At 67.8% G+C, this 26,304-nt stretch carries 21 protein-coding genes; 9 read left to right on the top strand and 12 right to left on the bottom strand.

All coding sequences use genetic code 11. From position 1 onward, the window contains the following. Positions 1 to 2: 2 nt before the first annotated feature. Entirely contained in the window at positions 3 to 1,352 is a 1,350-nt protein-coding gene (locus EJK15_RS19015) for a tyrosine-protein kinase domain-containing protein (protein ID WP_276615405.1), read from the top strand. Between the two features lie 704 nt (positions 1,353 to 2,056). Here the strand turns inward: EJK15_RS19015 and EJK15_RS19020 are convergent. Both EJK15_RS19020 and EJK15_RS70685 read right to left on the bottom strand, forming a co-directional pair. Continuing rightward, positions 2,057 to 3,847 carry a DUF4012 domain-containing protein gene (locus EJK15_RS19020; protein WP_171074404.1) on the bottom strand — a complete coding sequence of 597 codons (1,791 nt, stop codon included), beginning with the start codon at positions 3,845 to 3,847 and terminating at the stop codon, positions 2,057 to 2,059. A gap of 14 nt (positions 3,848 to 3,861) precedes the next feature. Then, a complete protein-coding gene (locus EJK15_RS70685) occupies positions 3,862 to 4,197 on the bottom strand; it encodes an LPXTG cell wall anchor domain-containing protein (RefSeq protein WP_171074405.1) in 336 nt (111 codons plus the stop codon). 1,210 nt (positions 4,198 to 5,407) lie between these two features. Here EJK15_RS70685 and EJK15_RS19030 point away from each other — a divergent pair. Then, complete coding sequence (locus EJK15_RS19030) at positions 5,408 to 5,791, top strand: cell division protein SepF (protein WP_138711793.1); 384 nt, start codon at positions 5,408 to 5,410, stop codon at positions 5,789 to 5,791. 7 nt (positions 5,792 to 5,798) lie between these two features. On the opposite strand, the gene EJK15_RS19035 is transcribed toward EJK15_RS19030, so the two are convergent. The 5 genes from EJK15_RS19035 to EJK15_RS19055 form a co-directional block, all read right to left on the bottom strand. Next, positions 5,799 to 7,130, bottom strand: coding sequence for a hypothetical protein (locus EJK15_RS19035; RefSeq protein WP_240777055.1), 1,332 nt, complete (start codon positions 7,128 to 7,130; stop codon positions 5,799 to 5,801). A 121-nt stretch (positions 7,131 to 7,251) separates the two neighbouring features. Continuing rightward, complete coding sequence (gene argS, locus EJK15_RS19040) at positions 7,252 to 8,979, bottom strand: arginine--tRNA ligase (RefSeq protein WP_138711794.1); 1,728 nt, start codon at positions 8,977 to 8,979, stop codon at positions 7,252 to 7,254. Beyond that, a complete protein-coding gene (locus tag EJK15_RS19045) occupies positions 8,976 to 11,327 on the bottom strand; it encodes an HAD-IC family P-type ATPase (protein WP_138711795.1) in 2,352 nt (783 codons plus the stop codon). Before EJK15_RS19045 ends, argS begins: the two co-directional genes overlap by 4 nt. A 42-nt stretch (positions 11,328 to 11,369) precedes the next feature. Further along, positions 11,370 to 12,389, bottom strand: a complete 1,020-nt coding sequence (gene plsX / locus EJK15_RS19050) for a phosphate acyltransferase PlsX (protein ID WP_138711796.1) — start codon at positions 12,387 to 12,389, stop codon at positions 11,370 to 11,372. A 155-nt stretch (positions 12,390 to 12,544) separates the two neighbouring features. Next, positions 12,545 to 13,102 (bottom strand): DUF1707 SHOCT-like domain-containing protein, encoded by a 558-nt coding sequence (locus EJK15_RS19055; RefSeq protein ID WP_138711797.1) that lies wholly within the window; start codon positions 13,100 to 13,102, stop codon positions 12,545 to 12,547. Between the two features lie 178 nt (positions 13,103 to 13,280). Between EJK15_RS19055 and EJK15_RS19060 the strand changes: the two genes are divergently transcribed. Together EJK15_RS19060 and EJK15_RS72815 are read left to right on the top strand one after the other, a co-directional pair. Continuing rightward, positions 13,281 to 14,597, top strand: coding sequence for a KamA family radical SAM protein (locus EJK15_RS19060; RefSeq protein ID WP_138711798.1), 1,317 nt, complete (start codon positions 13,281 to 13,283; stop codon positions 14,595 to 14,597). Positions 14,598 to 15,041: 444 nt separating this feature from the next. Beyond that, on the top strand, positions 15,042 to 15,728 hold the full coding sequence (locus EJK15_RS72815; protein WP_138711799.1) for a hypothetical protein: 687 nt from the start codon (positions 15,042 to 15,044) through the stop codon (positions 15,726 to 15,728). A gap of 446 nt (positions 15,729 to 16,174) precedes the next feature. Here EJK15_RS72815 and EJK15_RS19070 read toward each other — a convergent pair whose 3' ends face one another. The 3 genes from EJK15_RS19070 to EJK15_RS19080 form a co-directional block, all read right to left on the bottom strand. Further along, entirely contained in the window at positions 16,175 to 16,363 is a 189-nt protein-coding gene (locus EJK15_RS19070; protein WP_138711800.1) for a hypothetical protein, read from the bottom strand. A 257-nt stretch (positions 16,364 to 16,620) separates the two neighbouring features. Then, positions 16,621 to 17,487, bottom strand: coding sequence for an ABC transporter ATP-binding protein (locus tag EJK15_RS19075; protein WP_171074407.1), 867 nt, complete (start codon positions 17,485 to 17,487; stop codon positions 16,621 to 16,623). After that, positions 17,480 to 18,415, bottom strand: coding sequence for an ABC transporter permease (locus EJK15_RS19080; protein ID WP_138711801.1), 936 nt, complete (start codon positions 18,413 to 18,415; stop codon positions 17,480 to 17,482). The genes EJK15_RS19075 and EJK15_RS19080 overlap by 8 nt, the downstream gene beginning before the upstream one ends. A 473-nt stretch (positions 18,416 to 18,888) precedes the next feature. Between EJK15_RS19080 and EJK15_RS19085 the strand changes: the two genes are divergently transcribed. The 5 genes from EJK15_RS19085 (at position 18,889) to EJK15_RS19105 (ending at position 24,581) form a co-directional block, all read left to right on the top strand. Beyond that, positions 18,889 to 20,526, top strand: coding sequence for a peptide ABC transporter substrate-binding protein (locus tag EJK15_RS19085; RefSeq protein ID WP_171074408.1), 1,638 nt, complete (start codon positions 18,889 to 18,891; stop codon positions 20,524 to 20,526). A 122-nt stretch (positions 20,527 to 20,648) separates the two neighbouring features. Further along, positions 20,649 to 21,593, top strand: a complete 945-nt coding sequence (locus EJK15_RS19090; RefSeq protein ID WP_138711802.1) for an ABC transporter permease — start codon at positions 20,649 to 20,651, stop codon at positions 21,591 to 21,593. Then, the gene (locus tag EJK15_RS19095; protein WP_138711803.1) at positions 21,586 to 22,530 is read left to right on the top strand and encodes an ABC transporter permease; all 945 of its coding nucleotides are present in this window, start codon (positions 21,586 to 21,588) and stop codon (positions 22,528 to 22,530) included. The genes EJK15_RS19090 and EJK15_RS19095 overlap by 8 nt, the downstream gene beginning before the upstream one ends. A 13-nt stretch (positions 22,531 to 22,543) precedes the next feature. After that, positions 22,544 to 23,578: an ABC transporter ATP-binding protein gene (locus EJK15_RS19100; RefSeq protein ID WP_138711804.1), complete on the top strand. Its 1,035-nt coding sequence runs from the start codon at positions 22,544 to 22,546 to the stop codon at positions 23,576 to 23,578. After that, the gene (locus tag EJK15_RS19105) at positions 23,565 to 24,581 is read left to right on the top strand and encodes an ABC transporter ATP-binding protein (RefSeq protein ID WP_138711805.1); all 1,017 of its coding nucleotides are present in this window, start codon (positions 23,565 to 23,567) and stop codon (positions 24,579 to 24,581) included. Before EJK15_RS19100 ends, EJK15_RS19105 begins: the two co-directional genes overlap by 14 nt. A 108-nt stretch (positions 24,582 to 24,689) precedes the next feature. Here the strand turns inward: EJK15_RS19105 and EJK15_RS19110 are convergent, their stop codons facing one another. Both EJK15_RS19110 and EJK15_RS19115 read right to left on the bottom strand, forming a co-directional pair. Beyond that, on the bottom strand, positions 24,690 to 25,874 hold the full coding sequence (locus EJK15_RS19110) for a lipid-transfer protein (RefSeq protein WP_138711806.1): 1,185 nt from the start codon (positions 25,872 to 25,874) through the stop codon (positions 24,690 to 24,692). Beyond that, positions 25,871 to 26,284, bottom strand: a complete 414-nt coding sequence (locus EJK15_RS19115) for a Zn-ribbon domain-containing OB-fold protein (RefSeq protein ID WP_138711807.1) — start codon at positions 26,282 to 26,284, stop codon at positions 25,871 to 25,873. The genes EJK15_RS19110 and EJK15_RS19115 overlap by 4 nt, the downstream gene beginning before the upstream one ends. Positions 26,285 to 26,304: the final 20 nt, after the last annotated feature.

Raw genomic sequence — 26,304 nt, forward strand, 5'->3', positions numbered from 1 at the left:
CAGTGGACCTGCTCTCTTCTCTGCGACTCCTACGTCGTAATTGGTTGCTCATTCTTCTCTCTCTGATCATCGGAGCGACCTCGGCGGCCGTGATCACTGTGAACACGCCGCCAAAGTACGCCGCGACGATCACTATGATGGTCAACAGCACCAAGATCGACGCTGCCGGTCGCTACCAGCCAGTCTCGCTGCAGCAGGTGAAGTCCTATGGCGGCCTGCTGTCCAGCCGACGTTTGATCAGCCAGATCGTAGACAACGAGGACGAGGCCGGGGCCCTCCAGCAGAACATCACAGCGCAAGCCGTACCGGAAACCATGCTCCTACGGGCGACAGTCACCGACGGCGACCCCGTCCGCGCCACGCGCCTCGCCGACGCTCTTGGTGCACGGTTCGCCAAGATGGTGCAAGAAATTGAAGGTGCAACCGGCGTTAGTGTCATGGTGGTTGATCAGCCGAGGGCACCTACCGAACCGGTCAGTCCCAGTCCGCTGTCGAACGTCGCGTTTGGACTGTTGATCGCGCTGCTCATCGGTGTCGGATCGATTTTCCTCCGTGATCGCTTGGACATCACTGTCAAGACCTCCGAGGCGCTTCAGCAGTCATCGCAGAGCCCCACATTGGGGATCATCGGTTACGAGAAGGATGCACGGCGTCACCCTCTGATCGTTCGTGACAGGGGCAGTTCGCTGAGGTCTGCGGCATATCGCTCGCTGTGCGCGAATCTGCAGTTCATCGGTATCGACGGGCAGCCCAAGTCACTCATGGTGACGAGTTGCCTTCCGAATGAGGGGAAGTCTCTGACCTCATCCAACCTTGCCATCGCCCTCGCACAGTCGGGAGGGCGGGTGATTCTGATCGATGGTGACCTCCGCCGTCCATGCCTTCCGGACTACTTCGGTATCGATGGCGCGGTGGGTCTGACGGACGTGCTCATCGGCAAGGCGCAGTTGGATGATGTTGTACAGCGCTGTGGAGAACTCGATCTCTACGTGCTGCCGAGTGGCCAGACTCCGCCCAACCCGAGCGAACTGCTCGGCTCACGCGGTATGCGGCAGTTGCTCGAGGGTCTCACGAAAAGCTACGACATGGTGGTCATCGATGCGCCGCCGCTGCTGCCCGTCATCAACGCCGCGACCCTTGCGGCGGCCTGCGATGGTGCGCTGCTTGTTGCAAGGTACGGCAAGACTCGGCAGGAGCACCTCGTTCGCGCCCAGGAACTGCTGTCATCAGCTAACGCCCGTGTGGTGGGGACCGTACTGAACGCCGTGCCGGCCAAGGCCAGTGGCCACGGTCACGGGCATGAGACGGAGTCCAGCATCAAGAGAGAGGTCAAGATCCCGGTGTCTGGCTGAGCCGCAGGAGCGGGCACAGGCGATCCGGCGATCGCCTGTGCCACCGTCCGGCAGGCCGACCAAGAGCGCCCGATGGGTCGGGCTGGTCCACCGGGACCAGCCCGCGCAGCGCGCCTCCTCGACGAGCGTTGGGTCCGATCGACGGCGTTAGTGGGTGATCGCCGCAGCGGTAATTCCCTGGCCAAGGCGCCGAACTCGACGATGGTGAAGGCACACGTGGCCGCCGGCAGGTGCTGGGTCACCGATTCCGCGCACTGCCCCGCCTTGATGACGTCCCCTGGAGTGGTGTACCTTCTGGCGATCTTCGCTGGGCATCGAGGACCGATCTCCCGGCGGGACGTCCTCCAGTGCCCTTGGTAGCCGTCAGCCCCAAGTTGGAGGCCAGCTCGGGGATCAACGGGCGGAGTCGAAGCCACTGGGATTGCCGCCGAGGCGGAGGAGCTCTCGTCGCGCGCGTTCCGTCAACTGCAGTCCCGGTTTGGCGCGCGTGCCAGCGCTGGTGATGACAAACGACGGAGCCGATAGTGGATCGCCTCAGCCGTTCTGCGGGTGAGGAGCGGCAGATGTCCTGTCTCCAGCGAAGCCGGCGAGGTTCGGTCCGGCTGTCCGACCTTTCCCGGTCGCCCTGCGGCACGCCCCTTGACGGGCGCACCACTCAGGAACTCCGGACAGGGCCCCTTCTCACCAGGGGCAGATCTCTGCCTCTACCCAGCGTTCCGGACGGACGGTCCGGTCGGGCAGCCCCGATTGTCCTGAGTGATCCGGGTCTGCTGGGGACGGACCAGCGGCTGGACGGGAGCCACCGGCGGCGCGGGCGAGTAAGGCTCCGTCAGGTTGAACTCCAGCGTCCTCGACTGCTTGGGATTGAAGTCCAGCACGCTGGAGTAGACAGGGTGGGATCGCTCGAACTGTTTGATGAGCTTCGCAGGCCTGCCGTCGACGTGCAAGGCGTCCGCCTTCGCGCCAACGGCAGCGTAGAACGACACCCACAGTAGGTTGGATCCGACGGGGCGGGGATCCTTGGGGTAATCGAGCCGATCCGCCACGTATTTTGGAAGGTTTCCCTCCGGCACGTTGTTGCTGAGCTGGATCCGCACCTTGGTGGCACGCATCCCGTCGCTACGGCATGGGCCCAACTCGTAGTGGAGCGAGCGGTCCAGGTAGTAGTCGAGCTTGGTGCCGGCGGAATTGATGACCAGAAGCCCGGCGAACGGCCCCGGCTTCTGGGGGAGCACGCCGCCGAGCGGGGTCGCCGCCAAGCGTCGCTGTTCGGAGTTCCTGCGACTCCAGATCTGGATCCTGCGCTCGTCCACCATCTGCGACAGGGCGGATATCAGGGCAAGGGGGTCCGGGTGGGATTGGGTGATGGCCTTGCTGACGGTACTGGCGATCGCGATGAGATATTTCTTGCGCGCCAGCGGATCCGGATACCGCACATATGCTTCCCGCTCAGTGAGGTCGACCACGTTCTCTGCGGTCACCTTCTCACCGCTGGGCAGTGTGACGGGTCCGATCACCTTCAGCAGATGGGAGAGGGCGACTGGATCGGTTGCGATCGCGCCATCCAGTCGCTCGCCGGTCTGACGTTCCCACAGCGCCGTCCAAGTCTTCGCGGCGTACGGGAAGTGCGGGGAGAGATTGGAATTGGACATCAGGGAAGTCGCACTGGGACCGTAACGCCCACGGAAGTCGGGGCCATGGTCGGCGACCTGAACGGAGCCCCCTACCAGATCGTTGTTGCTGGAAAGCCGCTCGATGCTGAGGTGGCCACGGTCGGCCTTCAGGATGCCGAACGCGCCGACCAGTCCTCCGGTTCCCCGCGCCTCGGCGTTGGTCTGGAACGCCAGGAAGTAGCGGCGCTGTCCGTGGTACCCCAGCATCTCAGGCAGCAAGGCGGCAGTGTCGTTCACAGCGGCGTCGTTGGCCACAGCAAGCCAGCCCTGCAGTTGGTCCAGTTCGCGCAGCGCCGTGGCACGGGCCTGGTCCAGTGCGTCCAGACCGGTGTCGGCCGGAGTGGCGGCCAGTCGAGACCGGATCAGCTCGATGCGCCTGGCGGCGTCACGTAGAACCGGGGTCGCCGATTCCAGGCTGGCCGGGAGCGTTTCCACGTTGTCCATGGAAAGCCCCTTCACCGTGATCAGCTTTGCGACGACGCCGTGGACGTCCCTCAGCACGCCGGTCAGATCAGCGGCGGCCGCGGCGAGCCCGCGGACGGTCGTCGCGCCGTCTTCCACTGGGGGGATGCGACCGATCAACGCCCAGTCCTGACCGTTGGTGAGCCGGCGTGCTTCTTCGGCATGTCGCTGCGCGTCAGCGAGCGACCCGGCTGCCCCGGCCGGGTCGCTCGCACGCAGCCGCACCAGTGCGTCCTCGGTCGCCTGCAGGTGACCCCGCACGCTCAGCCCGAGGTGTGCCGACCAACCCGCGGCCAGCGTGAAGCCCGCCGCAGGGCATAGCAGGCCAAGGGCGATGAGGCGGCGCTTCCTACTTCGCACTGGTAGATCGGCTCCTACTTCGCACCGGCGGTTTGGCGACGCCGAATGACCATCGCCGTGCCGACCGCTCCGGCGAGCAAGAGGCCCGCACCCGTCGCGGCCAGGGTCTCCACGGGTGCCCCGGTCGCCGGTAGCTCCTCCACTTTCTCGTGGTCGCTGTTCTCGTGTTGGTGATCGCGCTGACGATGATGGACGTCGACCTCTACCGTCGAGTCGTTCTTCTGGCCCTGCTCCCCGGCGTGCCTCTGGTCCTGGTCCTGCTCCTGGTCCTGGTCCTGGAATTGGGTCTCCACGGGAGTCGGCGGGTACGGGTCGCTGTACGCGGCCGTCGCCGACCCGAGGGTCCCCAATGCGACTCCGCTCCCGAGCATTGCCGCGAGCAAAATAGGTCTCGTGATCTTCCGTGCCATTTTGGCCCCCCGTAACGGTTCCTTGGCTGTTCGAACATTTCGCCCTCAATGCCAGCGACATGTTCGCTACGAGACCGTTATATGCGGTCAGCCGGTAGATATGCGTTTCCCCGGTTCCTCCTTGCCGAATGCTCACAGATCGTTCCCCGTATGTTGACGATCCGCCGTGACAGTGGCGGCGTAAGGGAATGTATAGAAAATGTCCGAATTTTGGAGCGAAAGGCATGATGTCAGGAGCAATTACCCCATTAGGACTAGAAGTCGAGCAGAGTACCGGAGAGAGCGCGGTCACGGCATGGCTCGCCCCGGGGGGCGCGGTCGCCCTCGACCGTGACGTGGACCGGGCTGCCCCTGGTCAGGGTTGTGCCACGACCATCGAGGTACGGCCCCTAAATGGGGGAGGAGCCTGTCGCCGGGCCCTTGGGAACCCCATGGCGGGGGCGGAGAATCGGGAAACGAAATCTGTCTGGGATCCCGGCGTTGTCACGATGAGGCCCCCGTTGATTGCCGCCAACGCCGGAATATCAGGCGTATGAAAGCGGAACTTTTCCGCTGAATCCACCTTGATCAGGGGGTCAAAGCTGCTTCTCCCGACCCGCACAGCCGGCCCCCCGAGTGCCTTTTCCGGTCCCGGGTGGAACGGCGGCGGAGGGCACATCCTTGACCGGGGAAATCCATGGTGACATCGCCGCAGGGGCGGCGATTCGCGGTAGGCGTCCCGCTGCCCGTGCGTCAATTCGAGCGGCCCGGTCGCCGCCCCCTCGAATTGAAGACACGGGCGGACATGATCGCGGAGCGTGATCTTGACTGTGGAGGGAGCCGGCGCAGGGATCGCCGAGCAGGAAGGAGGTCTCGGAGCGGCTCGGCTCGGTGGCTACGCTCCGCATCTGCCGGTCAGAAACTGGAGAGTCCAGCAGGCGAAGCGCCGCGGGATTACCCTGAAAGCTGTGTCGGCGAGGGCACACAGAGTGAGCAGATGCGTGAGCCGACGCTATACGGGGGCTCGGATATCCAGCTGCAAGCGAGCTGCAAGCTGTACAAAATGGAATTAGGGCTGGGCGTGTCGCGTGGCGAATACGGAATCGTCGGTTACCGTCCAATGCGTGGGGACGTGCCGATTACGGTGAGTTCCTGAGGAAAGGACAAGCCGATGGGGGCAGTGCGCAAGGTGGTGAGCTACCTTGGCCTGAGCGGGGTCGATCACTACGACGAGGGCTATGACGACGACGAGCACTACGAGGACGAGTACGTCCCCGCCACCGAGCGGGCCGCCCGGAGGTGGCGCGCGAACGTCGACTCGTCACGCATCGTGATGATCCAGCCGCTCAAGTACAACGACGCGCCGTTGATCGGTCAGCACTTCCGTGACGGACAGACGGTGATCATGGACGTCTCTGGCATGGCCATGCCCGAGGCCACGAGGATGGTCGACTTCGCTGCCGGGCTGGCCTTCGGATGCGAGGGGCGGATCGAGCGCATCGCCGACCGCGTTTTCCTGCTCGCACCGGCTCACGTGGAGATCGAGACCACCTAGGCGGGCCTCAGGCAGCGCGCGGGCCGCGACGGATCAGCCGGGTCAGCTCGGCTGCGTCGTCGGCGGCCTGCGTCGCGCGTACGTCCGCTTCCCGGCCGTACGCGTGCAGGGCCCACACCGCCCCGTCGGCCAGCTCCTTCAGCTCGCTGACCTGGGCGGCCACGAATCGGGCATCGGCTTCGATCAGCTTGCGGCGCTGCCAGAGCTGCCAGCCGGCCAGGCCGATCATGGCTACTCCGGCCGCCGCCAGCAGGCTGGTGGCCGCCACCGCGCCGGCCAGGCAGGCGACGCCCACCACGATCAGCGCCATCGCGGCCCACGGGCGGGGGCGCGGCACGGCTCCTTCGGTGACGATCGCGTTCTCGGCCGCGGCCAGCGAGGACTGGTCGGGCCCCTCGGGCCGCAGGTGGATGCGGTGGCCGAGCAGCGGCACGGTGAGCGTGTCCGGCGGCTCCTGGCGGCTGTCGGCCTCGAGCTCCTCGGCCACGCCGCGCAGGATCGGCGCCGCCACGTGCAGCGCGATCGCTGCGAGGTGCGGGTCGGCGCCGGGGCGCAGGTCGTCCAGCAGGTACGTGCTCAGCGAGGCCATCGGGCCCGCCGGGCCACCCAGGCCGATCAGTGAGCGGAGCACCGCCAGCGGCTCGTTGTCGGCCCAGGTCGCGGCCGGGGTGCCGGAGGGGTTGTCGAGCGGGGGGGAGGAGCGGTGCTCGGCCTGCCGCGCCGAGGTGATCTCCGCGCACCGGCCGCGCAGCCTGGCCAGCCGGTCGGCCGCCATGGACGGCCTGGCCAGCTCCGGGATCTCCGCCATCTCCGGGAAGTCGGCCAGCGACGGCGGCACCACGACCGACGGCTCCCCGGGCACCAGCGCCTGGATCCACTGGTCAGGAGGGGCGTGGTCGGGGACGGCCAGGGCGTCGAGCTTGCGGAGCACGAAGATCTTGCCTGCGGGGCCGTAGGCGCCTCTCGCGGCGGCCAGCCAGAGCGAGCGCTGACCGTGGGTGACTGGCCGGTCGAGCGACAGCTCGCCGAATGCGGTGCCCAGCCAGGAGGCGTGGATGCGGCTGCCCTGCCCGGACACCGCGAGCGCCAGGCACAGGAAGAGCGCGGTCCGCTGCTGGTCACGGCCTGCCGCCCGGCTCAGCGGCTCGAGCGGGTCGGCGCCGGAGAGTATGGCGGCCAGAGCTTCGACGGCCGGGGGCAGCCAGTAGCCGGGGATGTCGCGAAATCCCGGTGCGGCGGGCGGCGCGGTGCCGTTGGCGGCCAAGTGCGCCAGCAGTGCCTCGGCGTAGCGATGCACCTCGGTCGCTGCTGGGGGGCTCGCAGTCAGGTCCGTGCTCAAGGCAGAAAACTCCCCCATTTCAGCCTCAGTTCATGACCGCGTAAAGCCTAGCCGTTGGGGCGCGCCAACCCGGTGGAGGCGCGCCCACGATCGGAACGGGAGACTTTGAGCCAACTGCCTGTTACATGCGCTCGGGGACAGGGACGCCCAGAAGGTCGAGCCCGGTCTCCAGCACGGCCGTGGTCAGCGCGCAGAGCGCGAGCCGGGAGGCCCGCGTCTCCGGCGGGACGTCCTGCCTGAGCACCGGGCACTGCTCGTAGAACACGCTGAGCAGGCTCGCCGTCTCGAACAGGAAGTTGCAGAGCCGGTGCGGCTCCGACTGGGTCGTCACCTGCTCCACGAGCGCGCCGAAGCCGAGCAGGTGCAGCGCCAGGGCGCGCTCGGCAGGCTCGCCCAGGAGGATCGTGCCCTTCGCGGCCGAGAGCTCGATGCCCGCCTTGCGGAAGATGGAGCGGATGCGGGCGGTCGCGTACTGCATGTAGGGGCCGGTGTTGCCGGTGAAGGCGAGCATGCGGTCGAAGTCGAGGACGTACTCGCTGTCATGACTGACCGACAAATCGGCATATTTCACCGCACCCATGCCGACAGCGTGCGCGATCTCGTTCCGGGTGGTCTCGTCGTACCCCCGGTCGCCGATCGCCGCCGTGGCCCGGTCGATGGCCTCCTGGAGCAGGTCCATCAGCTTCACGGACTCGCCGGAGCGCGTCTTGAACCGGCGCCCGTCCTTGCCCAGCATCATGCCGATCTGGACGTGCTCGGCCGACACGGTCTCCGGCAGCCACCCCGCCAGCCGCGCCGCCGCGAACACCATCCTGAAGTGCAGCGCCTGCTCGGAGCCCACGACGTAGAGGATGCGGTCGGCCTTGAGGTCGTGGACGCGGTAGCGGATCGCCGCCATGTCCGTGGTCGCGTAGCCGTAGCCGCCGTCGCTCTTCCTGATGATGAGCGGCAGCGGCTTGTCGTCGGAGCCGCTGAAGCCGGGCGGGAACACGCAGAGCGCACCCTCGCTCATCACCGCCGCCCCGGACGTCTCCAGGTCGCCGCAGGTCTTCTCGAGCATGGCGTTGTACATGCTCTCGCCCGCGAGGTCGGCGTCGGTCAGCGTCACGCCGAGCAGCTCGTAGACCTTGTTGAAGTAGCGGACGGTCGCGTCCATGAAGACGTGCCAGAGCCGCATCGTGGCGGGGTCGCCCCCCTGCAGCGTGGTCACCCGCACCCGGGCGCGGTGCTTGAACTCCTCGTCGCCGTCGAACTTGCTCCGCGCCGCCTGGTAGAACTCCGTGCCCATGCCGGCCTCGAGCTGCGCGACCGCGGTCTCCTCGCCGATGTCGAGCAGGTGCTCGATGAGCATGCCGAACGGCGTGCCCCAGTCGCCCAGGTGGTTCTGCCTGATCACGGTGTTGCCGAGGTGCTCGTGCAGGCGGGCCAGCGAGTCGCCGACGATCGTGGTGCGCAGGTGGCCGACGTGCATCTCCTTGGCCGCGTTGGGCGCGGAGTAGTCGATCACCACGGTCTGCGCCGGAGCGATCGTGCCGACGCCGAGCCGCGGGTCAGCCAGCATCCGGTGGGCCTCGGACGCGATCCACGAGTCGTCGAGGGTGATGTTGAGGAAGCCGGGGCCGCTGACCTCGACCGTGCCCGGGAAGTCCGACAGCTCCGCCTTGATGGCCTCGGCGACCTCCCGCGGTGCCCGTCGCAGGCGCTTGGCCAGGCTCAGCGCGACGTTCGCCTGGAAGTCGGCGAACTGGGAGGGCCGGATCAGCGGGTCTGCGTCGGCGTGCTCGGAACCGAACGCGTGCGCCAGCGCCTGCTGGACGCGCTCGGTGAGCACTATCTGCGGGTCGGTCATGTTCTAAGGGTACCGGCGACCCTGACCGCGATGCTGATCGCCGCGGCCGCCACGAGCGAGATCCCGACGGCGGTCAGGTCGTTGCCGATGTCGCCCGGCTGCAGCGCGAAGAACGCCCTGATGAAGGGCAGCGTCAGCCCGATCCCGAACATCACCGCCATGGCGCCGACCAGGATCACCCGCCACCAGTTGAGCGGCCTGGCGGTCAGCACGAGCACCCACCACGTGGTGAGGAACAGCGTGATCACCGCGGACGTCTGGTCCTCGATGAGCGTGGAGGTCCCGCTGTGCGCGGCCCAGAACGACACCAGCACCGCCACCGCGCACAGCACCCCCGCCGGTACGGCGAAGCGCAGCACCCTGGGCACGAACCCGGACCTGGCCCGCTCGAACGTGGGCGCGAGCGCGAGGAAGAGCACCGGGACGCCGATGGTCAGGGCGTTCACCAGAGTGGAGTGGCGCGGCGCGAACGGGAACATCACCCCGGCCACGCCCACGGCCAGCGACAGGACGATCGCGTAGAAGGTCTTGGTGAGGAACAGGCTGGAGACCCGTTCGATGTTGGCCAGCACCCGCCGGCCCTCGCCCACGAGGTGCGGCAGCGTCGCGAACTTGTTGTCCAGCAGCACCACCTGAGCGACCGCCTTGGTCGCCGGGCTGCCCGCGCCCATCGCGATGCCCAGGTCGGCGTCCTTGAGCGCGAGCACGTCGTTGACGCCGTCGCCGGTCATGGCCACGGTGTGGCCACGGGCCTGTAACGCGGCGACGAACTGCCGCTTCTGCTGCGGGCTGACCCGGCCGAAGACGGTGTGGGAGTCCAGCACCTCGCCGAGCTTGTCCTGGTCGTCGTCCGGCAGGGTCCTGGCATCGATCCAGCGGTCGCCGTCCGCGATGCCCGCCTCGGCGGCGATCGCGGAGACCGCCACGGGGTTGTCGCCGGAGATCACCTTGACCGCCACGCCCTGCTTGGCGAAGTAGCGGAGGGTCTCGTGGGCGTCGGGCCTGATGCACTGCTTGAGCGTGACGAGCGCGACGGGTTCTAAGGCGGCCTCGCCGTCGTGGGGCGCGGGCAGGGCGCCGCCGTCATGGGGCGGCGAGGGCAGGCTGCCCGCCCCGTGGGGTGCGGGCAGGCGGTCGGCGCGGCAGAGTGCCAGCACGCGGGCGCCGGTGGCGGCCAGCTCGGCGGCCCTGACGTAGCCGTCACCGCCGTCGAGCAGGACGTCGGGGGCGCCGAGCACCCAGGCGCCGTGCTCGCCGAAGTCGGCCCCGCTCCACTTGCGCGCAGAGGAGAACGGCACGCTCTCCCCGGCGGTCCAGCCGTCGCGCGCGGCGGGGTAGCGGGCCCGGATGGCCTGGGCGGTGGCGTTCGGCTGGTGGTCGAGGTTGGCCAGGGCGGCCAGCGCGTCGTCGATCGGCCGGTCGTCGCGCAGCGGCAGCACCTGGTCGAGGTCCATGCCGCCGGCGGTGAGGGTGCCCGTCTTGTCCAGGCAGAGCACGTCCACCCTGGCCAGGCCCTCGATCGCGGGCAGCTCCTGGACCAGGCACCTGCGCCGGCCCAGGCGTACGACGCCGACCGCGAACGCGATCGAGGTCGTCAGCACCAGGCCCTCGGGGATCATGGTGACGATGCCCGCGACGGCACCGGTGATCGCGGTGCCGAAGTCGACCGAGTTGCTGACCTGGCTGTAGATCAGCAGGGCGCCGATCGGGATGACCAGCCAGGTGATGTACTTGATGAAGTTCGCCACGCCCGCGCGCAGCTCGGAATGCGAGAGCTGGAACTTGCCGGCCTCCTCGGCCAGCCGCACGGCGTACGCGTCGGTGCCGACCCTCGTGGCCACGAACGCGCCCGAGCCCGCCACCACGAAGCTGCCCGACAGGACCTGGTCGCCCGCCTGCTTGTGTACGGGGTCGGCCTCGCCGGTCAGCAGCGACTCGTCCACCTCCAGCCCGCCGGATTCGACCACCTCGCCGTCGACCAGCAGGCGGTCGCCGGAGCCGAGCAGGATCAGGTCGCCGAGCACCACCTGGCGGGGCGGGATCTCCTGCTCCCTGCCGTCGCGCCGCACCCTGACGGGAGCCTCGTTGATCACCGCCAGCCTGTCGAGCGTGCGCTTGGCACGCAGCTCCTGGACGATGCCGATCAACGCGTTGGCCACGATGATCAGCCCGAACAGGCTGTCCTGCCACTCGCCGAAGATCAGGATCAGCGCCCAGAGCACGCCGATGACGAGGTTGAACAGGGTGAGGACGTTCGCCCTGAAGATCGCGCTGAACGACCTGCTCGACCGCCGCGGCACGTCATTGGTCTTCGCGACCGCAACCTGGGCAGAAGTGAGCCCGTCCACATAACCCCCTGTTTCTGTGGATCGGTCACACAGACTACGGGTTCACCACAGCCGGTGGGAGCGATGTGTGGCGGCCACTCTCTCGCCGATCCTGGCCACGATCCCGTGGGCGGTCAGGTCGGCCGCGAGCTGGCAGGCCGCGCTGATCGCCGACGCCCTGGACGAGCCGTGCGCGATCACGACGGTGCCGTTCAGCCCGAGCAGCACGGCGCCGCCGTACGCCTCCGCGTCGAGCCGGCGGCGCAGCTCGCGCATGCGAGCGCGCTGCATGACCGCGCCGAGCCTGGCCAGCCTGCTGTCGTCGATGGTCCGCCGGAGCTCGGTGAACGCGTAGCGGACCGCGCCCTCCATGGTCTTCAGCGCCACGTTGCCGGTGAAACCGTCGGTCGTGATGACATCGACCTTGCCGGTCAGCAGGTCGTGGCCCTCCACGTTGCCGATGAAGTGCAGGCCGGGGGAGCCCTCCAGCAGCTCGTGGGCGCGCTTGACGAGCTTGTTGCCCTTCTCGGCCTCGCTGCCGATCGTCAGCAGGCCGACCCTGGGGCGCGCGATGTCGTACGCCAGCTCGGCGTAGGCCGTGCCCAGGTGGGCGAACTGCACCAGCATCTCCGGCTTGGCGTCGGCGTTGGCGCCCGCGTCCAGGAGCAGGGTCGGCCCGGGGAGCGTGGGGAGGGCGACGGCGATGGCGGGTCGCTGCACGCCCTGTTGCGCTTTGAGCCGCAGCCTGCCGGTGGCCACGACGCCCGCCGTGGAGCCGGCCGACACCACCGCGCCGGCGTCGCCGCGGCGTACGAGGTGGCAGGCGACCGCGATGCTGGAGCGGGGGCGGCGCAGGCTGGCCAGCGCGCCCTCGTCCATCGCCAGGGCCTCCTCGGCCCGGACGATCGGGATCTCCTTGGTGGCGTCGTGGTCGGCGAGCGCCTCGTAGAGCACGCGAGGGGCGCCGACGAGCACCACGGACAGGCCGCGCTCGCGCACGGCGTGCACCGCGCCCGCCACGATCTCGTGCGGTGCGTGGTCGCCGCCCATGGCGTCGAGCGCGATGGGCTTGCTGTCGGACAATGATCACCTCGTACGGGCATCGAGCCCGCCGTCACGGCTTGGCCGGAACGCGGGCTCGGTATGTCCGCATCGTAGGCGAGGCAGGTGCCAGGTTAAACCGGCGGGCAGGCCCTGTTGGTTCCCGCGAGGGCGGGTTCCAGTCCTGCTCGGAACGCCTAGTGCAGGTTCCAGTCGTCCTTGCCGCGCGTGACGATCACTTTGGAGAACACCGATCTGCCCGTGATGCGGATCAGCGGCCCGTCGCCCTGCGAGCCGGCCGTGACGTTGCGCTTGCCGAAGATCGAGGCACCCTCGTCGATCACATGGGCGTTGTCCGGCACCCGGACGATCATCTTGCTGAAGCGGGCGTTCGTCTCCACCGTGATCTCCCGGCCGGGGAGCACCGCGTCGGACAGGTCGATGATCAGCGCGCCGAAGCGCGCCCACAGCCGGGTGTTCCGGGAGGCGACCCAGCGGCCCTTGCGGACGACCTTGCTGAACGTGGAGTTGATGACCTGCTTCTCGACGGCGGCAGGCAGGCCGGACGCGGACACCTCGGGCAGGTCCCGGGTCACGGGGACGAGCTCGCCGACCGTCTTCGCCGTGTAGGCGATCTCGAGGCGGTCGGCGTGCTCGACGCTGGTGAGTCTTCCTGTGGCGAGCGCCTCACCCAGCACCGCCGCAACGCGGTCGCGGTCGGCGTCTGAGGCGCGAAGGTCCGGATCATCGGTCACGATAAATCAGTGTATGCCGAGTCGCGATATGTCGCGAGCGTTCGTGAACCTGAAGGAAAACTTGGAGTCCGGTGGAACCGGTGACGTGCCTGGAAGCGTCCGGGTATTAAGGACCGTAGACGCGCGACAGGGTCGTGAGGTTTACACCCGATCGAACAAAAAAGATGGGAAAGGCCTAGTGATCTTGAACCAGGCAGGTACGCGGCGCTTCAAGGCGTACACGTCCAAGCACCTCGACGAGCTCCTGCAGCGTGCGGGGCTCGGCGACGACGAGCGGCTGAAGGTGCGCGCCGTGGCCACGGTGCTGCCGTTCCGGACGAACGCCTACGTCGTGGATGAACTCATAGATTGGTCGGCAGCGCCCGACGACCCCATATACCGGCTGGTCTTCCCTCAGGAGGACATGCTTCCCGCCGCCGACGTCGCCAGGCTGGCCGACCTGCTGAAGGCGGAGGCTCCCAACGCCGAGGTCCAGGCCGAGGCGAACCGGGTACGCGCGCAGCTCAACCCGCACCCCGCAGGCCAGAAGGAGCTCAACGTCCCGAAGCTGGGCGACGAGCCGGTCCCTGGCATGCAGCATAAATATGCCGAGACCGTGCTGTTCTTCCCCAAACAGGGGCAGACCTGTCATGCGTACTGCACCTACTGCTTCAGATGGGCGCAGTTCGTCGGTGACGCGGACCTGAAGTTCGCCTCCGACGACATCGAGCAGATGGTGACCTACCTTCGCCGGCATCCCGAGGTCACCAGCGTCCTGATCACCGGTGGCGACGCCATGATCATGGGCGAGACCGTCATCAGGCGATATATCGAGCCGCTGCTCGCGCTGGAGCAGCTCGAGTCGATCAGGATCGGCACCAAGGCGCTGGCCTACTGGCCGCAGCGCTTCACCACCGACCCCGACGCGGACGCCACGCTCGGCCTGTTCGAGGAGGTGGTGAACGCGGGGAAGAACCTCGCGTTCATGGCCCACTTCACGCACCCGCGCGAGCTGGAGTCGCCGCTGGTCGAGTCCGCGGTCAAGCGCATACTCGGCAGCGGGGCCACGATCAGGACCCAGGCGCCGATGATCAGGTCCATCAACGACGATCCCGCCGTGTGGTCCCAAATGTGGCGGCAGCAGCTCAGGATGGGGATGATTCCTTATTACATGTTCGTCGAGCGTGACACCGGGCCGCAGGACTACTTCGCGGTGCCGCTGGCGCGGGCGTACGAGATCTTCAGGGATGCCTACTCGTCCGTCTCCGGGCTCTGCCGTACGGTCCGGGGCCCGTCCATGTCGGCCACGCCCGGCAAGGTGTGCATCGACGGCGTCACGGAAATCGCCGGGGAGCAGGTCTTCATGCTCCACTTCATTCAGGCGCGCGACCCCTCGCTGGTGGGGCGCCCGTTCTTCGCGCGCTACGACCCGACGGCCGTCTGGCTGACGGATCTGCGCCCGGCCTTCGCCGACCGTTTTCCGTTCGAGTCCGCGGAAGCCCTGCTGCCGGTCTGAGCGGTCGAGCGCGTCTGCCATCGACCGGATAATCCGCGTCCCCGGCCCGTGACATTTGTTTTCGCGACCCTTGTTCACGGGCCGGAGGGCCGCGCTTCCGCCTGCACGGAGAAGCGCAGAAGCATGCGCGCAATATCGGAAACAAGACCCTCCTGTTTCCCGTTCTGTCTCCCCGCTCAACGCTGCCCCTCTACTCGGTAACCGGGCTGCAAACCCCTGCTACATGGGTATTCATGCGCCTGCGGCCGATCACAGCGAGTGGTAGAACTGCTGGCGTAGCTCAGCCGTGACGGCACGCTTCGTGTGGTGCCCATAGTGCGCACGCCACGGCATACGGGGGTTATCGATTCGCATCCCCACCGTATTCGAGAGCGATCGATCACGAGCCGGAAGGCAATCATGAATCGAAGAGTCAGGACGGCGGCAGCCGTCACAGCATTCGGTTTGGCGGCGGCTTTGGCCCTGCCGGCCCAAGCGGATGTTCCGGACAACACCGCTAGGCACGCTCCCCACCACGGTCTGGGGGAGGGAGCCGGCATCGGCGGGAGCCCGCTAGGCGGCCTGCTGGGCGGGCTCACCGGCGGCGGCCTGCTCGGCGGGCTGCTCGGCGGCGCTCTGCCGGGCGGCCAGATGACCGAGGCCGAGATGTCGCCGATCGCCGGCGGGGTGCTGCTCGGCGGGGGCGGCCTGACCGAATCGCTGCCCGTGCTGTCGGGCGCGTCCCGCATGGCGACCCCGTCGGTCAAGGCCGCCAGGCAGGACCCCGGCCAGGCCGCGAGCGAGGGCGTGACCTCCGGCACCATGAACGACACCACCATGGGCGCCGAGCCTATGCCGGCCGGCCTCACCCAGGCGGCCAGGCGCGCGCTGCCGGGCGCCGCGGGCGGCGAGCTGTCACCGGTGGTCGGGCAGGTCGCCCCGGCCGAGGTGGCGCCGGTACTCGAGGCGCTGCCCGGTGCCACCGAGGCCGTCCGCGCGGACGAGCTCACCCCGCTCGTCGAGGACGCCTCCGGGTTCGTCAACACCAGCGGGACCAGGGCCATCGGCTCCTACGGCGATCTGCTGACCGCGCTCGGATGGACCACCGACTCTCTGACGAGCTCGGTGCGGGACTCCTGGGATCGCGACTAGACGCGATGGAGGCGTGATGAACGTGGTTCGCCGACAGCCGGAATGGCGGTTCGCGGGCGTCCTAGGTGCCGACGCTCGGGAACCGGTTGTGACGGCGGCGAGGCGGTCCCGTTCCGCACCCCAGTAGTTCCCCGACGGCGCGATTTCCCAGGGTCGGGATCTTCGACCGGGACGCCGTCGCACTGACGCGGCAGGCCTTCAGGGCGCCTTCAGGTGCCGGGCGTCCGAGGCACTGGCGCGTGGAGTGAGCCTCCCGCGAGAGCGGGTGGCCTCATGACGGGTCCGGGCGGACGCGCCCTGGCCCGGGCTGGGCATACCGCGCCGCTAACTGCAGGGCGGTGGCGCGCCGCCCAAGCCCCGCCGCCGGCCCCATGGGTCGGCGGCGCCTCTATGTAAGAACCGCGCTCGCGGACGTCAGGCCATGCGCGGCCCTGAAGAGGGTCTGGTCAGGGGAGGCGGACGCCTGTGCGGCGGGCTATCTGGGCCTGCAGTCTGGCCATCTGCCAGTGCAGCTCGAGGAGCTGCTCGGCGAGTTGTATCTTGGGGATCTCGGACACGTCCTCGGTGTCCAGGTGGTCAATCGCGGCCGAAAGCTCTCCCATCGCGCGCCCCCACTCCATCACCGTTCCTCGCATCGAATTGACGTTCGAATACTATCGGAACGGAAGGCTCGCTGTCAGTCATTTGGCTCTCCTGTCACGCTGGTTTCGCACACAAGATCGAAATGCCTGGCAGCTGGAACGCCTGGCCGAACCACGGAGCCGGCCGACGCGGGCTCGCGTGACGGCGATCCACCACTGAAGGGTCAGAGGCCGTTTCCTGGAGGGCCGTCAGCCGAAGTGCGGTGAGTGGCAAGCCACGGCAACGCGTAAAAGATGAGGTTTTTGAGGGGTCAGCCCTTGTTGTAGGCGGCGATGACTTCCTTCGGGTCGCCGTCCATCCTGATCTTGCCCTTGTGCAGCCAGATCACCCGGTTGCAGGTCTCCTCGATGACCTTGAGGTCGTGGGCGACGAGGAAGACGGTGCCCGCCGACTCCCGGATCTCGCGGATGCGCTGCTCGCTCTTCTTCCGGAACTCGCGGTCACCGGTGGCCAGGGCCTCGTCGATGAGCAGGACGTCGTGGGTCTTGGCGGAGGAGATGGCGAAGCGCAGGCGGGCGCCCATGCCGGAGGAGTAGGTGGACATCGGGAGCTGGACGAACTCATCGATGCCGGAGAAGTCGACGATCTCCTGGTATTTCTCCCTGACCTCGGCCGGCGTCATGCCCATGGCGTAGCAGCCGAGGACGATGTTGCGCTCGCCGGTCAGCTCACGCATGAGGGCCGCGTTGACGCCCAGCAGCGACGGCTGGCCGTCGGTGTAGACGGCGCCCTTGTGCGGCGGCAGCAGGCCCGCGATGGCGCGCAGCAGGGTGGACTTGCCGGAGCCGTTGCGGCCCACGACGCCGATGGCGTCGCCGTGGTAGGCCACGAACGTGACGCCCTTGACCGCGTGGACCTCTTTCATCTGCGGGCGGCCCTGGCGCTTCAGGAGGCGCGTGAGGGCGTTGACCGCGTTGCCCTTCTCGGAGTCCGAGGCCGCGCCGTAGACGCGGTAGACGATGTGGAGGTCGTCGACGATGACGGTCGGAGTGCCCGTGGGGACGTCGAGCGGCCGTTTGCCCGAGGGTTCCGGGTTGGGATGCACCCTCACGTCCTTGCCGGGGACGGCGGGCTTCTCGCCCATCACCTGTGACAGCTCCTTGGTCAGTTCAGCCACGCCCGTACCTCTCCTCGGACCGCCAGAAGTACCAGAAGCCGAAGCCGAGTGAGAACACCGCCCAGAATACGCAAGACATCCAGACCATTGGCGGCGGGTGGTGGCCGAACTCGGGGTTATGAGTCTTGATCAGGATCTCGCGCATCCACTCGATGTAGGACGCGGCCGGGTTGAGGTACATCACGTTGGCCACCCACTGGGGCAGCTCGGCGGAGTTCACCACCTTGTCCTGGATCGCGAAGAAGACACCCGAGGCGTAGAGCCACGTGCGCGTGATGAACGGCAGCAACTGGTTGAGGTCGCGCATCGTGGCTCCGAGCCGGGCCATCACCAGGCCGGCGCCGATGTTGAACATCGTCTGGAGGGCCAGCACCACCGGGATCATGAGCCAGTACCAGGTGGGCCATTCCTTGGTGGCGACCACGAGCGTGAGGAGCACGCCCATGGAGATGGCGAGCTGCTGGAGCTCCTGGATCGTGTAGGCCAGCGGCAGCGAGGCGCGGGGGAAGTGCAGGGCCCGGATCATCGACAGGTTGCCCGAGATCGACTTGGCGCCCGCGGTGACGGTCCGCTGCGTGTAGGTGAAGATGAACATCCCGGTCAGCAGGAACGCCGGGTAGTTCACGATGTCCTTGCTGCCGCCCAGGATGAGGCCGAACATCAGGAAGTAGATCGCGGCGTTGAGCAGGGGAGTCAGCACCTGCCACAACTGGCCGAGCGTCGAGCTGGAGTATTTCGAGACGTTGCGCGAGGTGGCGTACGTCAGGATGAAGTGTCGCCGCTCCCATAGCTGGCGCACGTAGACAGGGAACCTCGGCCGTGCGATGGCACGGCGAAGCCCGTATCTCTTGGCGAGCTTGGCCAGCGGCTCCTGCCCGCTTCGGCCGCCCGCCTGGGCGTCCGCGACAGCGGATTCCGGCTGGCTCATGGCAAGGACTCTATTGGATCCGGATCGGTGGGGTGCCTGCCGCGCGGGACGGCGACAGTCGGTTGGACGGAGTCTCGGGACGCCGGGTTCCAAGGCGTCGTAAAGACCAGGTCAACGGTAGCCCAGCCGGGCGGGGCGCGGTGGCAAGGGCACGGGCACCGTCGTATAAGGGGTATTTTTCATCGACTGTTCACGTCCAGGCTTTACCCGTTCCGGATGGCTTGTACTGTTTAGCCCCGATCGCGCTAGATGTCTGTGACGTTGGATAGGCGCACGTGTGACCGAACTGCAACGCGCCAGAGACTCGCTGGTGGCAAGGAGTAAGGGATAGTCGCGATCGACTGGCAGGTCGTACAGCTGGCTTGACAATGTCGGCCAAACCCGGGGGGGATACCAGGACTCCCCCGTCAGGCTGCCACCATCACTGCAGCTCAGCGCTGTATGGCCACTGTAGAGGGAGGAATTTCTTTCACATGCGTGTTACTAAGGGCGCACAGATCGTCGCCGGTACCGCGCTGCTCGCCCTCGCGGTTGCCGCGTGTGGCGGCGGTGCCACGGACAACGGGGGCACTGCCGCGGGCGGCGCAGAAACGCCGGTTCGCATGGAACTCGGTGAGCCTCAGGAGCTCTTGGTGCCGTCGAACACCACCGAGTCCGAGGGCTCCGAGACCCTTGCGGCCTTGTTCGAGCCTCTCGTCAACTATGACGACAACAAGAACGCCGTCGAGGCCGCGGCGGAGTCGATCACGAGTGACGACCAGAAGGTCTGGACGGTCAAGCTGAAGTCCGGCTACACCTGGCACAACGGTGAGCCGCTCATCGCCCAGAACTACGTGGACGCGTGGAACTACGCGGCCAACCAGGAGAACGCGCAGAGCGCCGGCTACTTCTTCAGCCGCATCGACGGATTCGCCGACCTCAACCCGGGCGAGGGCAAGCCGGTCACCGCCAAGGGCATGAAGGGCCTCGAGGCTGTCGACGACACGACGCTGAAGGTCAGCCTTGCGGCGCCGTTCTCGCAGTTCAAGGTCATGCTCGGCTACACCGCCTTCTACCCGCTGCCCAAGGCCGCCTTCGGCGCCGACGGCAAGGTAACGCAGGCGTACGGCGAGCAGCCCATCGGCCAGGGTCTGTTCAAGATGGACAAGCCCTACAAGAAGGGCACCGACCAGACCATCGACATGTCGGTCTACGACAAGTATCCGGGTAAGAAGCCGTCGGGCTGGACCAAGCTCCAGTTCAAGCTCTACACCGACTCGGACACCGCGTTCCGCGACCTGCAGGCCGACAACCTGGACATCCACGACTCGCTCGGCCCCGCCGCGATCGGGACCGCCAAGGCCACCCTCGGCGATCGCTACCAGGACCTGCCGGAGGCCAGCGTCGGCTACATCGGCGTTCCGCTCAAGTACAACCCCGAGCTGAACAAGGTCGAGGTCCGCAGGGCCATCTCGATGGCCATCGACAGGAAGACCATCGCCGAGACGGTCTTCTCCGGCACCCGCTCGCCGGCCGACGACTTCATCAACCCGGCCATCGCGGGCTACCGCCAGGGCGCCTGCAAGGCCTGCACGTACAACCCGGCCGAGGCCAAGAAGCTGTACGAGGAGGCGGGCGGCCCCAAGACGCTCGAGATCGGCTACAACGCCGACGGTCCGCACAAGGAGTGGATCGAGGCCATCGCGAACAACCTCCGCGCCAACCTGGGCATCGAGGCCACCGCGAAGCCGTTCGAGAAGTTCGCCAGCATCCTGGACGCCCTGGACGCCAAGGAGTACAAGGGCCTGTTCCGCATGGGCTGGGCCATCGACTACCCGTCGGCGGAGAACTACCTGTCGCCGATCTTCAGCACCGGCGCCATCGCGACCGGGTCGAACTACGGCGGCTACTCCAACAAGAAGTTCGACGATCTGATCGCCAAGGGTGACCAGGCCCCGACCCTCGAGGAGGGCCTGAAGTTCTACCAGCAGGCCGACGACATCCTGCTCGAGGATCTGCCGTACATCCCGGTGTACTTCTACCGGAACAACTCCGGCTACTCGACCAAGGTCAAGAACATCAAGATCAACCTGCTCAACCAGGTTGAGTGGGCCGACGTCGAGAAGGCCTGACAGTTTGTTCCCAGGGGCGGGCGCGGCGCGCCCGCCCCTGCAGGGCCAGCGAGGAGGCGGCTCTTCGGCCGGAAACCCATAAGGTCGAGGAGTGGCCTTCTTCGCATGTACGGGAGGCTTAAATGGGCCGTTACATCATCCGGCGTCTTCTCCAGTCGATACCTGTACTGCTGGGTGCCACCCTGCTGATCTTCGCCATCGTCTTCGCGCTGCCCGGTGATCCCATCGCAGCGCTGGCCGGCGAGAAACGGGCGGACCCCAACATCGTCGCGATCCTTCGCGAGCGGTATCACCTCAACGACCCGCTGCTGCTCCAATACTGGTACTACATCAGCGGGGTGCTCTTCCGGGCGGACTTCGGCGTCACCTTCGCCGACATCCCCGTATCCCAGATCATGGCGGGCAAGTTCCAGATCACGCTGAACCTGGCGATCACGGCGCTGATCATCGAGGCGGTCATCGGGGTCGGCCTCGGTCTCTGGGCGGCGCTGCGCCGCGGCAGGGCGACCGACACCATGATCCTCGCCTCGACGCTGCTGCTGATCTCGGTGCCGACCCTGGTGTCCGGGTTCATCCTGCAGTACATCCTGGGCGTCAAGGTCAAGCAATGGACGGGCCTCGACATCTTCCCGATCGCGGGCATCACCAACGGCCTGCGCAGCTATCTGCTGCCCGGTTTCGTGCTCGCCGGCGTGTCGATCGCCTATCTCACCCGTCTCACCAGGACCAGTCTGGCCGAGACGCTGCGGGCCGACTTCATCAGGACGGCCACCGCCAAGGGTCTCCCACGGCGGCGGGTCGTCGGGAGACACGCCCTGCGCAACGCGCTGATCCCGCTCGTCACCTTCCTGGGCGCCGACCTGGGCAACCTCATGGGCGGCGCGGTGATCACCGAGAGAATCTTCAACCTGCCGGGCATCGGTCTCCAGCTCTTCACGTCGGTGTATCTCCGAGAGCAGCCCATCGTTGTCGGTATCGTGACAATCTTGGTGCTGGTCTACATTCTGGCCAATCTGGCCGTCGACTTGATGTACGCAGTGCTCGACCCGAGGATCCGCTATGAGTGACATTCGGCCGGGCGGGCCCGTCATCGCCCCCGAGGAAGCCCTCGTTTCTCAGCCGCAGGAGCCGGGCAAGGCGTCCAGATCGGCCAGCCTGTGGTCGGACGCCTGGCATGATCTTCGGCGCAAGCCCATCTTCATCATCTCGTGCGTCATCATCGCCGTGCTGGTGGTGATGGCGCTCTGGCCGTCGCTGTTCAGCTCGGTCGACCCGTTCAACGCCAGGACCTGCGAGCTGTCCACAGCCAGGCAGCTGCCCAGCGCCGGCCATCCGTTCGGCCGCGACAACCTGGGCTGCGACATGTACGCCCGCACCATCTACGGCGCGGCCAACTCGCTGGTGATCGGCATCAGCACCACGATCTTCACCGCGATCATCGGTGGCCTGATGGGGCTCATCGCCGGCTTCTTCGGCGGCGCCACCGACAGCGTGGCCTCGCGCATCACCGAGATCTTCTTCGCCATTCCCAGCATCCTGGGCGCGCTGCTCATCGGCTCGACCTTCCGCGACAGCGGGCTGGGCATCTGGCTGGTCGTCTTCGCGCTGACCCTCCTGGGCTGGCCGATGACGTTCCGGATCATGCGAGCGGCGGTCATCACCGCCAAGTCACAGGACTTCGTCGTCGCCGCCAGGGCGCTCGGCGCCGGTCCCGTCCGGATCATGTTCAGGCATCTGCTCCCCAACGCGCTCGCCCCGGTGATCGTCGTCGCGACGATCAACCTCGGCGGGTTCATCGCGGCCGAGGCCGCGCTGTCCTACCTGGGCGTGGGCGTGCAGCCGCCGGAGATCTCGTGGGGTCTGATGATCGCGGATGCCCAGCCGCGCTTCCTCGAGGCGCCGCTGCCGCTGATCTTCCCGGCCGTTTTCCTGAGCGTCACCGTGCTCGCGTTCATCATGCTGGGCGACGCCGTGCGCGACGCGCTCGACCCGAAGCTCAGGTAGAAGGGGGGATCAAGTGAAGAAGACGTCGACATATGTGTTGCCCGCCGAGGGAGGGCTGGGCGACGAGCCGCTGCTGGCGGTCGACAACCTGCACGTGGAGTTCCGCACCCGTGCGGGCATCGTGCGGGCGGTCAACGGCGTGAGCTACACGGTCGGCCCCGGCGAGACGCTGGCGGTGCTGGGCGAGTCGGGTTCGGGCAAGTCCGTGACCGCGCAAGCGATCATGGGAATCCTGGACATGCCACCCGCGGTCATCCCCAAGGGGGAGATCCGCTTCAAGGGCACCAACCTTCTCCAGCTCTCGGAAGAGGCCCGTACGCAGGTGCGCGGCCAGCGGATCGCGATGATCTTCCAGGACGCGCTCTCCGCGCTCAACCCGGTGTTCACCGTGGGCTGGCAGATCAGCGAGATGTTCCGGGTGCACCGCGGCATGTCCAAGCGCGAGGGCATGATGAAGGCCGTCGAGCTGATGGACAGGGTCCGCATCCCGGCCGCCAGGCAGCGTGTCAACGACTACCCGCACCAGTTCTCCGGCGGCATGCGGCAGCGCATCATGATCGCGATGTCGATCGCGCTGGATCCCGAGGTGCTGATCGCCGACGAGCCCACCACGGCGCTCGACGTGACGGTCCAGGCGCAGATCATGGAACTGCTGGCCGAGCTGCAGCGTGAGAGCCAGATGGGCCTGATCCTGATCACGCATGACCTGGGCGTCGTCGCCGACGTGGCCGACAAGATCGCCGTCATGTACGCGGGGCGCATCGTGGAGCACGCCCCCGTGCACGACATCTACCGGGCGCCCGCCCACCCGTACACGAAGGGCCTGCTGGAGTCGATCCCCCGGGTCGACCACAAGGGCCAGGACCTGTACGCCATCAAGGGGCTGCCGCCCAACCTGCTCAACCTGCCGGCCGGCTGCGCGTTCCACCCCCGGTGCCCCTTCCGGCAGGACAACTGCGTGACCGACGTCCCCCCGCTCTACGAGATCAGCGGCACGCGAAGCAGCGCCTGCCACTACTGGAGGGAGGTCCTCGATGGCGACCGGTAACGAGCGCATCCTCGAGGTACGCGACCTGGTCAAGCACTTCCCGCTGACCCAGGGCATCCTCTTCAAGAGGCAGATCGGCGCGATCAAGGCGGTCGACGGCGTCTCGTTCGACCTCCACAGGGGCGAGACGCTGGGCATCGTGGGCGAGTCGGGCTGCGGCAAGTCCACTCTGGCCAAGGTGCTGATGGCGCTGGAGCGGCCCACCTCCGGCACGGTCAAGATCAACGGCCGGGACATCGGGCGGGCCAAGGGCGGCGAGCTCAAGCGGATGCGCCGCAACATCCAGATGGTGATGCAGGATCCGTACACGTCGCTGAACCCGCGGATGACCGTCGGCGACATCATCGGCGAGCCGTACGAGATCCACACCGAGGTGGCGCCGAAGGGCGACCGCCGCAAGAAGGTGCAGGAGCTGCTGGAGGTGGTCGGGCTCAACCCCGAGCACATCAACCGGTACCCGCACCAGTTCTCCGGCGGCCAGCGGCAGCGCATCGGCATCGCCCGGGGGCTGGCGCTCCAGCCCGAGATCATCGTCTGTGACGAGCCGGTGTCGGCGCTGGACGTGTCGATCCAGGCGCAGGTGATCAACCTGCTGGAGCGGCTGCAGAACGAGTTCAACCTGGCGTACATCTTCATCGCCCACGACCTGTCGGTCGTCCGGCACATCTCCGACCGGGTCGGGGTGATGTACCTGGGCAAGCTCGTGGAGCTCGGTAAGGACACCGAGATCTACGACAAGCCGGCCCACCCGTACACGCAGGCGTTGCTGTCGGCGGTGCCCGTGCCCGATCCGGAGGGGCGGGAGCAGCGCGAGCGGATCATCCTGCAGGGCGACCCGCCGTCCCCGGCCAACCCGCCGTCGGGGTGCCGGTTCCGCACGCGGTGCTGGAAGGCGCAGGAGATCTGTGCTGAGGAGGAGCCGTTGCTGCAGATCCGGCCGGGGACGGGGCATGAGAGCGCGTGCCACTTCGCCGAGACGCACGACGTGGTGCACATCGGCTGATCCGCCTGTTCTCTGACGCGCCAGGCCCTCCGAGGGGTTCTTCGGGGGGCCTTCGCGCATCCTTACGGGCATGCGTTCCGGCGCCCCTGCCCCGCGCCCGCCGTGCTGCTATGTGGTGGCGATGATGGCGGAGCCGTGGCCGAAGAGGCCCTGGTTGGCGGCGAGGGCGATGCGGGCGTTCGTGACCTGGCGGGCGCCCGCCCGGCCTCGTAGCTGGGTGGTCAGTTCGCAGAGTTGGGCGATGGCCTGGGCGGGGATGGCCTCGCCGAAGGAGGCGAGCCCGCCGGACGGGTTGACCGGCATCCGGCCCCCCAGCGCGCTCTCGCCCTCGCGCAGCAGCTTGTCCGCCTCGCCCGGCGGGCACAGCCCGATGTCCTCCATCCAGTCCAGCTCCAGCGCCGTCGACAGGTCGTACACCTCCGCCAGCGAGAGGTCCTCCGGCCCCACCCCGGCCTCCTCGTACGCCGCGTGCGCGATCGCCGCCCTGAAGGGCCTCTCAGGCGGTGGTACGGCGGCACACGAGTCGGTGGCGAAGCCCGGCAGCTCCAGGACCGTGTTGGGAAAGGTCGGGGTGACGGTCGAAACGGCGGCCAGGCGCACGAGGCCGGTGGCGCCGCGCCGCCGGGCGTACGCCTCCGAGGCGAGCACCACCGCCGCGCCCCCGTCGGAGGTGGCGCAGATGTCCATGAGCCGCAGCGGGTCGGCCACCATGGGCGAGGCCAGCACCTCCTCGGCCGTGACGGGCTTGCGGTAGCGGGCCATGGGGTTGAGTGCCCCGGCGCGGGCGTTCTTGACCTTCACGGCGGCGAAGTCGTCGGGGGTCGAGCCGTACAGGGCCATGCGACGGCGCGCGTACAGGCCGAAATAGCACGGGTTGGCGGCGCCGAGGAGGCGGAAGCGGAGCCAGTCCGGGTCGTCCGGGCGGTCGCCGCCGACCGGTTTGAAGAAGCCCTTCGGGGTCGAGTCCGCCCCCACGACGAGCGCGACGTCGCAGAGCCCGGCCAGGATCCGCGTGCGCGCGATGTCCAGGGCCTGGGCGCCCGACGCGCACGCCGCGTAGCAGGAGGCGATCCTGGCCCCCGTCCATCCGAGCGCCTGGGCGTAGGAGGCGCCGGAGACGAATCCCGGGTAGCCGTTCCTGATCGTGTCCGCCCCGACGAGGTACTGGACGTCCGTCCACGCGATCCCGGCGTCGCGCAGCGCCGCGCGGGCCGCCGCGACGCCGTAGTCGAGGAAGGGACGGCCCCACTTGCCCCACGGATGCATGCCCGTGCCCAGCACCACCACGCTCATGAGGCCCGCCTCCACATCCACACCAGCGGCCCGTCGGCCAGCGGCCCGCTGGTGAGCTCCACTTCCATGCCGACCGCGAGCTGGTCCACCGTGAGGCCCGCGACCTGGCCGAGCACCACGATGCCCGCTCCGTGAGCTCCGTCGAGCTCGACCGCGGCCAGCGTCACCGGCTCGTACGGCTCCGGTGCCACGAACGGCGCCGGCGGCGGGTAGCAGGCGTTCGTGTACGACCAGACGCGCCCCCGCCGGGGCAGCCTGGTCACCTCCATCTCCTCGCCCTCGCAGCGCGGATTGGGGCAGAACCCGCGCCGGGGTGGGAAGCAGACGGTGCCGCAGGCCGCGCACCTGGTGCCCAGCAGGAAGACCCCGTCGGCGTCGATGGCGAACCAGCCCTCGATCGCATATGTCATAGCCTGGAGTATCACACAAG

This window comes from Nonomuraea basaltis, from assembly GCF_005893125.1.
GTDB classification, from domain to species: domain Bacteria; phylum Actinomycetota; class Actinomycetes; order Streptosporangiales; family Streptosporangiaceae; genus Nonomuraea; species Nonomuraea basaltis.

Bases quoted from the DNA above. Each gene is read 5' to 3' on its own strand.
- EJK15_RS19105 (WP_138711805.1), top strand. From the start codon at position 23,565: ATGGCGACCGGTAACGAGCGCATCCTCGAGGTACGCGACCTGGTCAAG.
- EJK15_RS19110 (WP_138711806.1), bottom strand. From the start codon at position 25,874: ATGAGCGTGGTGGTGCTGGGCACGGGCATGCATCCGTGGGGCAAGTGG.
- EJK15_RS19030 (WP_138711793.1), top strand. From the start codon at position 5,408: ATGGGGGCAGTGCGCAAGGTGGTGAGCTACCTTGGCCTGAGCGGGGTC.
- EJK15_RS19115 (WP_138711807.1), bottom strand. From the start codon at position 26,284: ATGACATATGCGATCGAGGGCTGGTTCGCCATCGACGCCGACGGGGTC.
- EJK15_RS19085 (WP_171074408.1), top strand. From the start codon at position 18,889: ATGCGTGTTACTAAGGGCGCACAGATCGTCGCCGGTACCGCGCTGCTC.
- EJK15_RS19080 (WP_138711801.1), bottom strand. From the start codon at position 18,415: ATGAGCCAGCCGGAATCCGCTGTCGCGGACGCCCAGGCGGGCGGCCGA.
- EJK15_RS19070 (WP_138711800.1), bottom strand. From the start codon at position 16,363: ATGCGAGGAACGGTGATGGAGTGGGGGCGCGCGATGGGAGAGCTTTCG.
- argS (WP_138711794.1), bottom strand. From the start codon at position 8,979: ATGACCGACCCGCAGATAGTGCTCACCGAGCGCGTCCAGCAGGCGCTG.
- EJK15_RS19095 (WP_138711803.1), top strand. From the start codon at position 21,586: ATGAGTGACATTCGGCCGGGCGGGCCCGTCATCGCCCCCGAGGAAGCC.
- EJK15_RS19090 (WP_138711802.1), top strand. From the start codon at position 20,649: ATGGGCCGTTACATCATCCGGCGTCTTCTCCAGTCGATACCTGTACTG.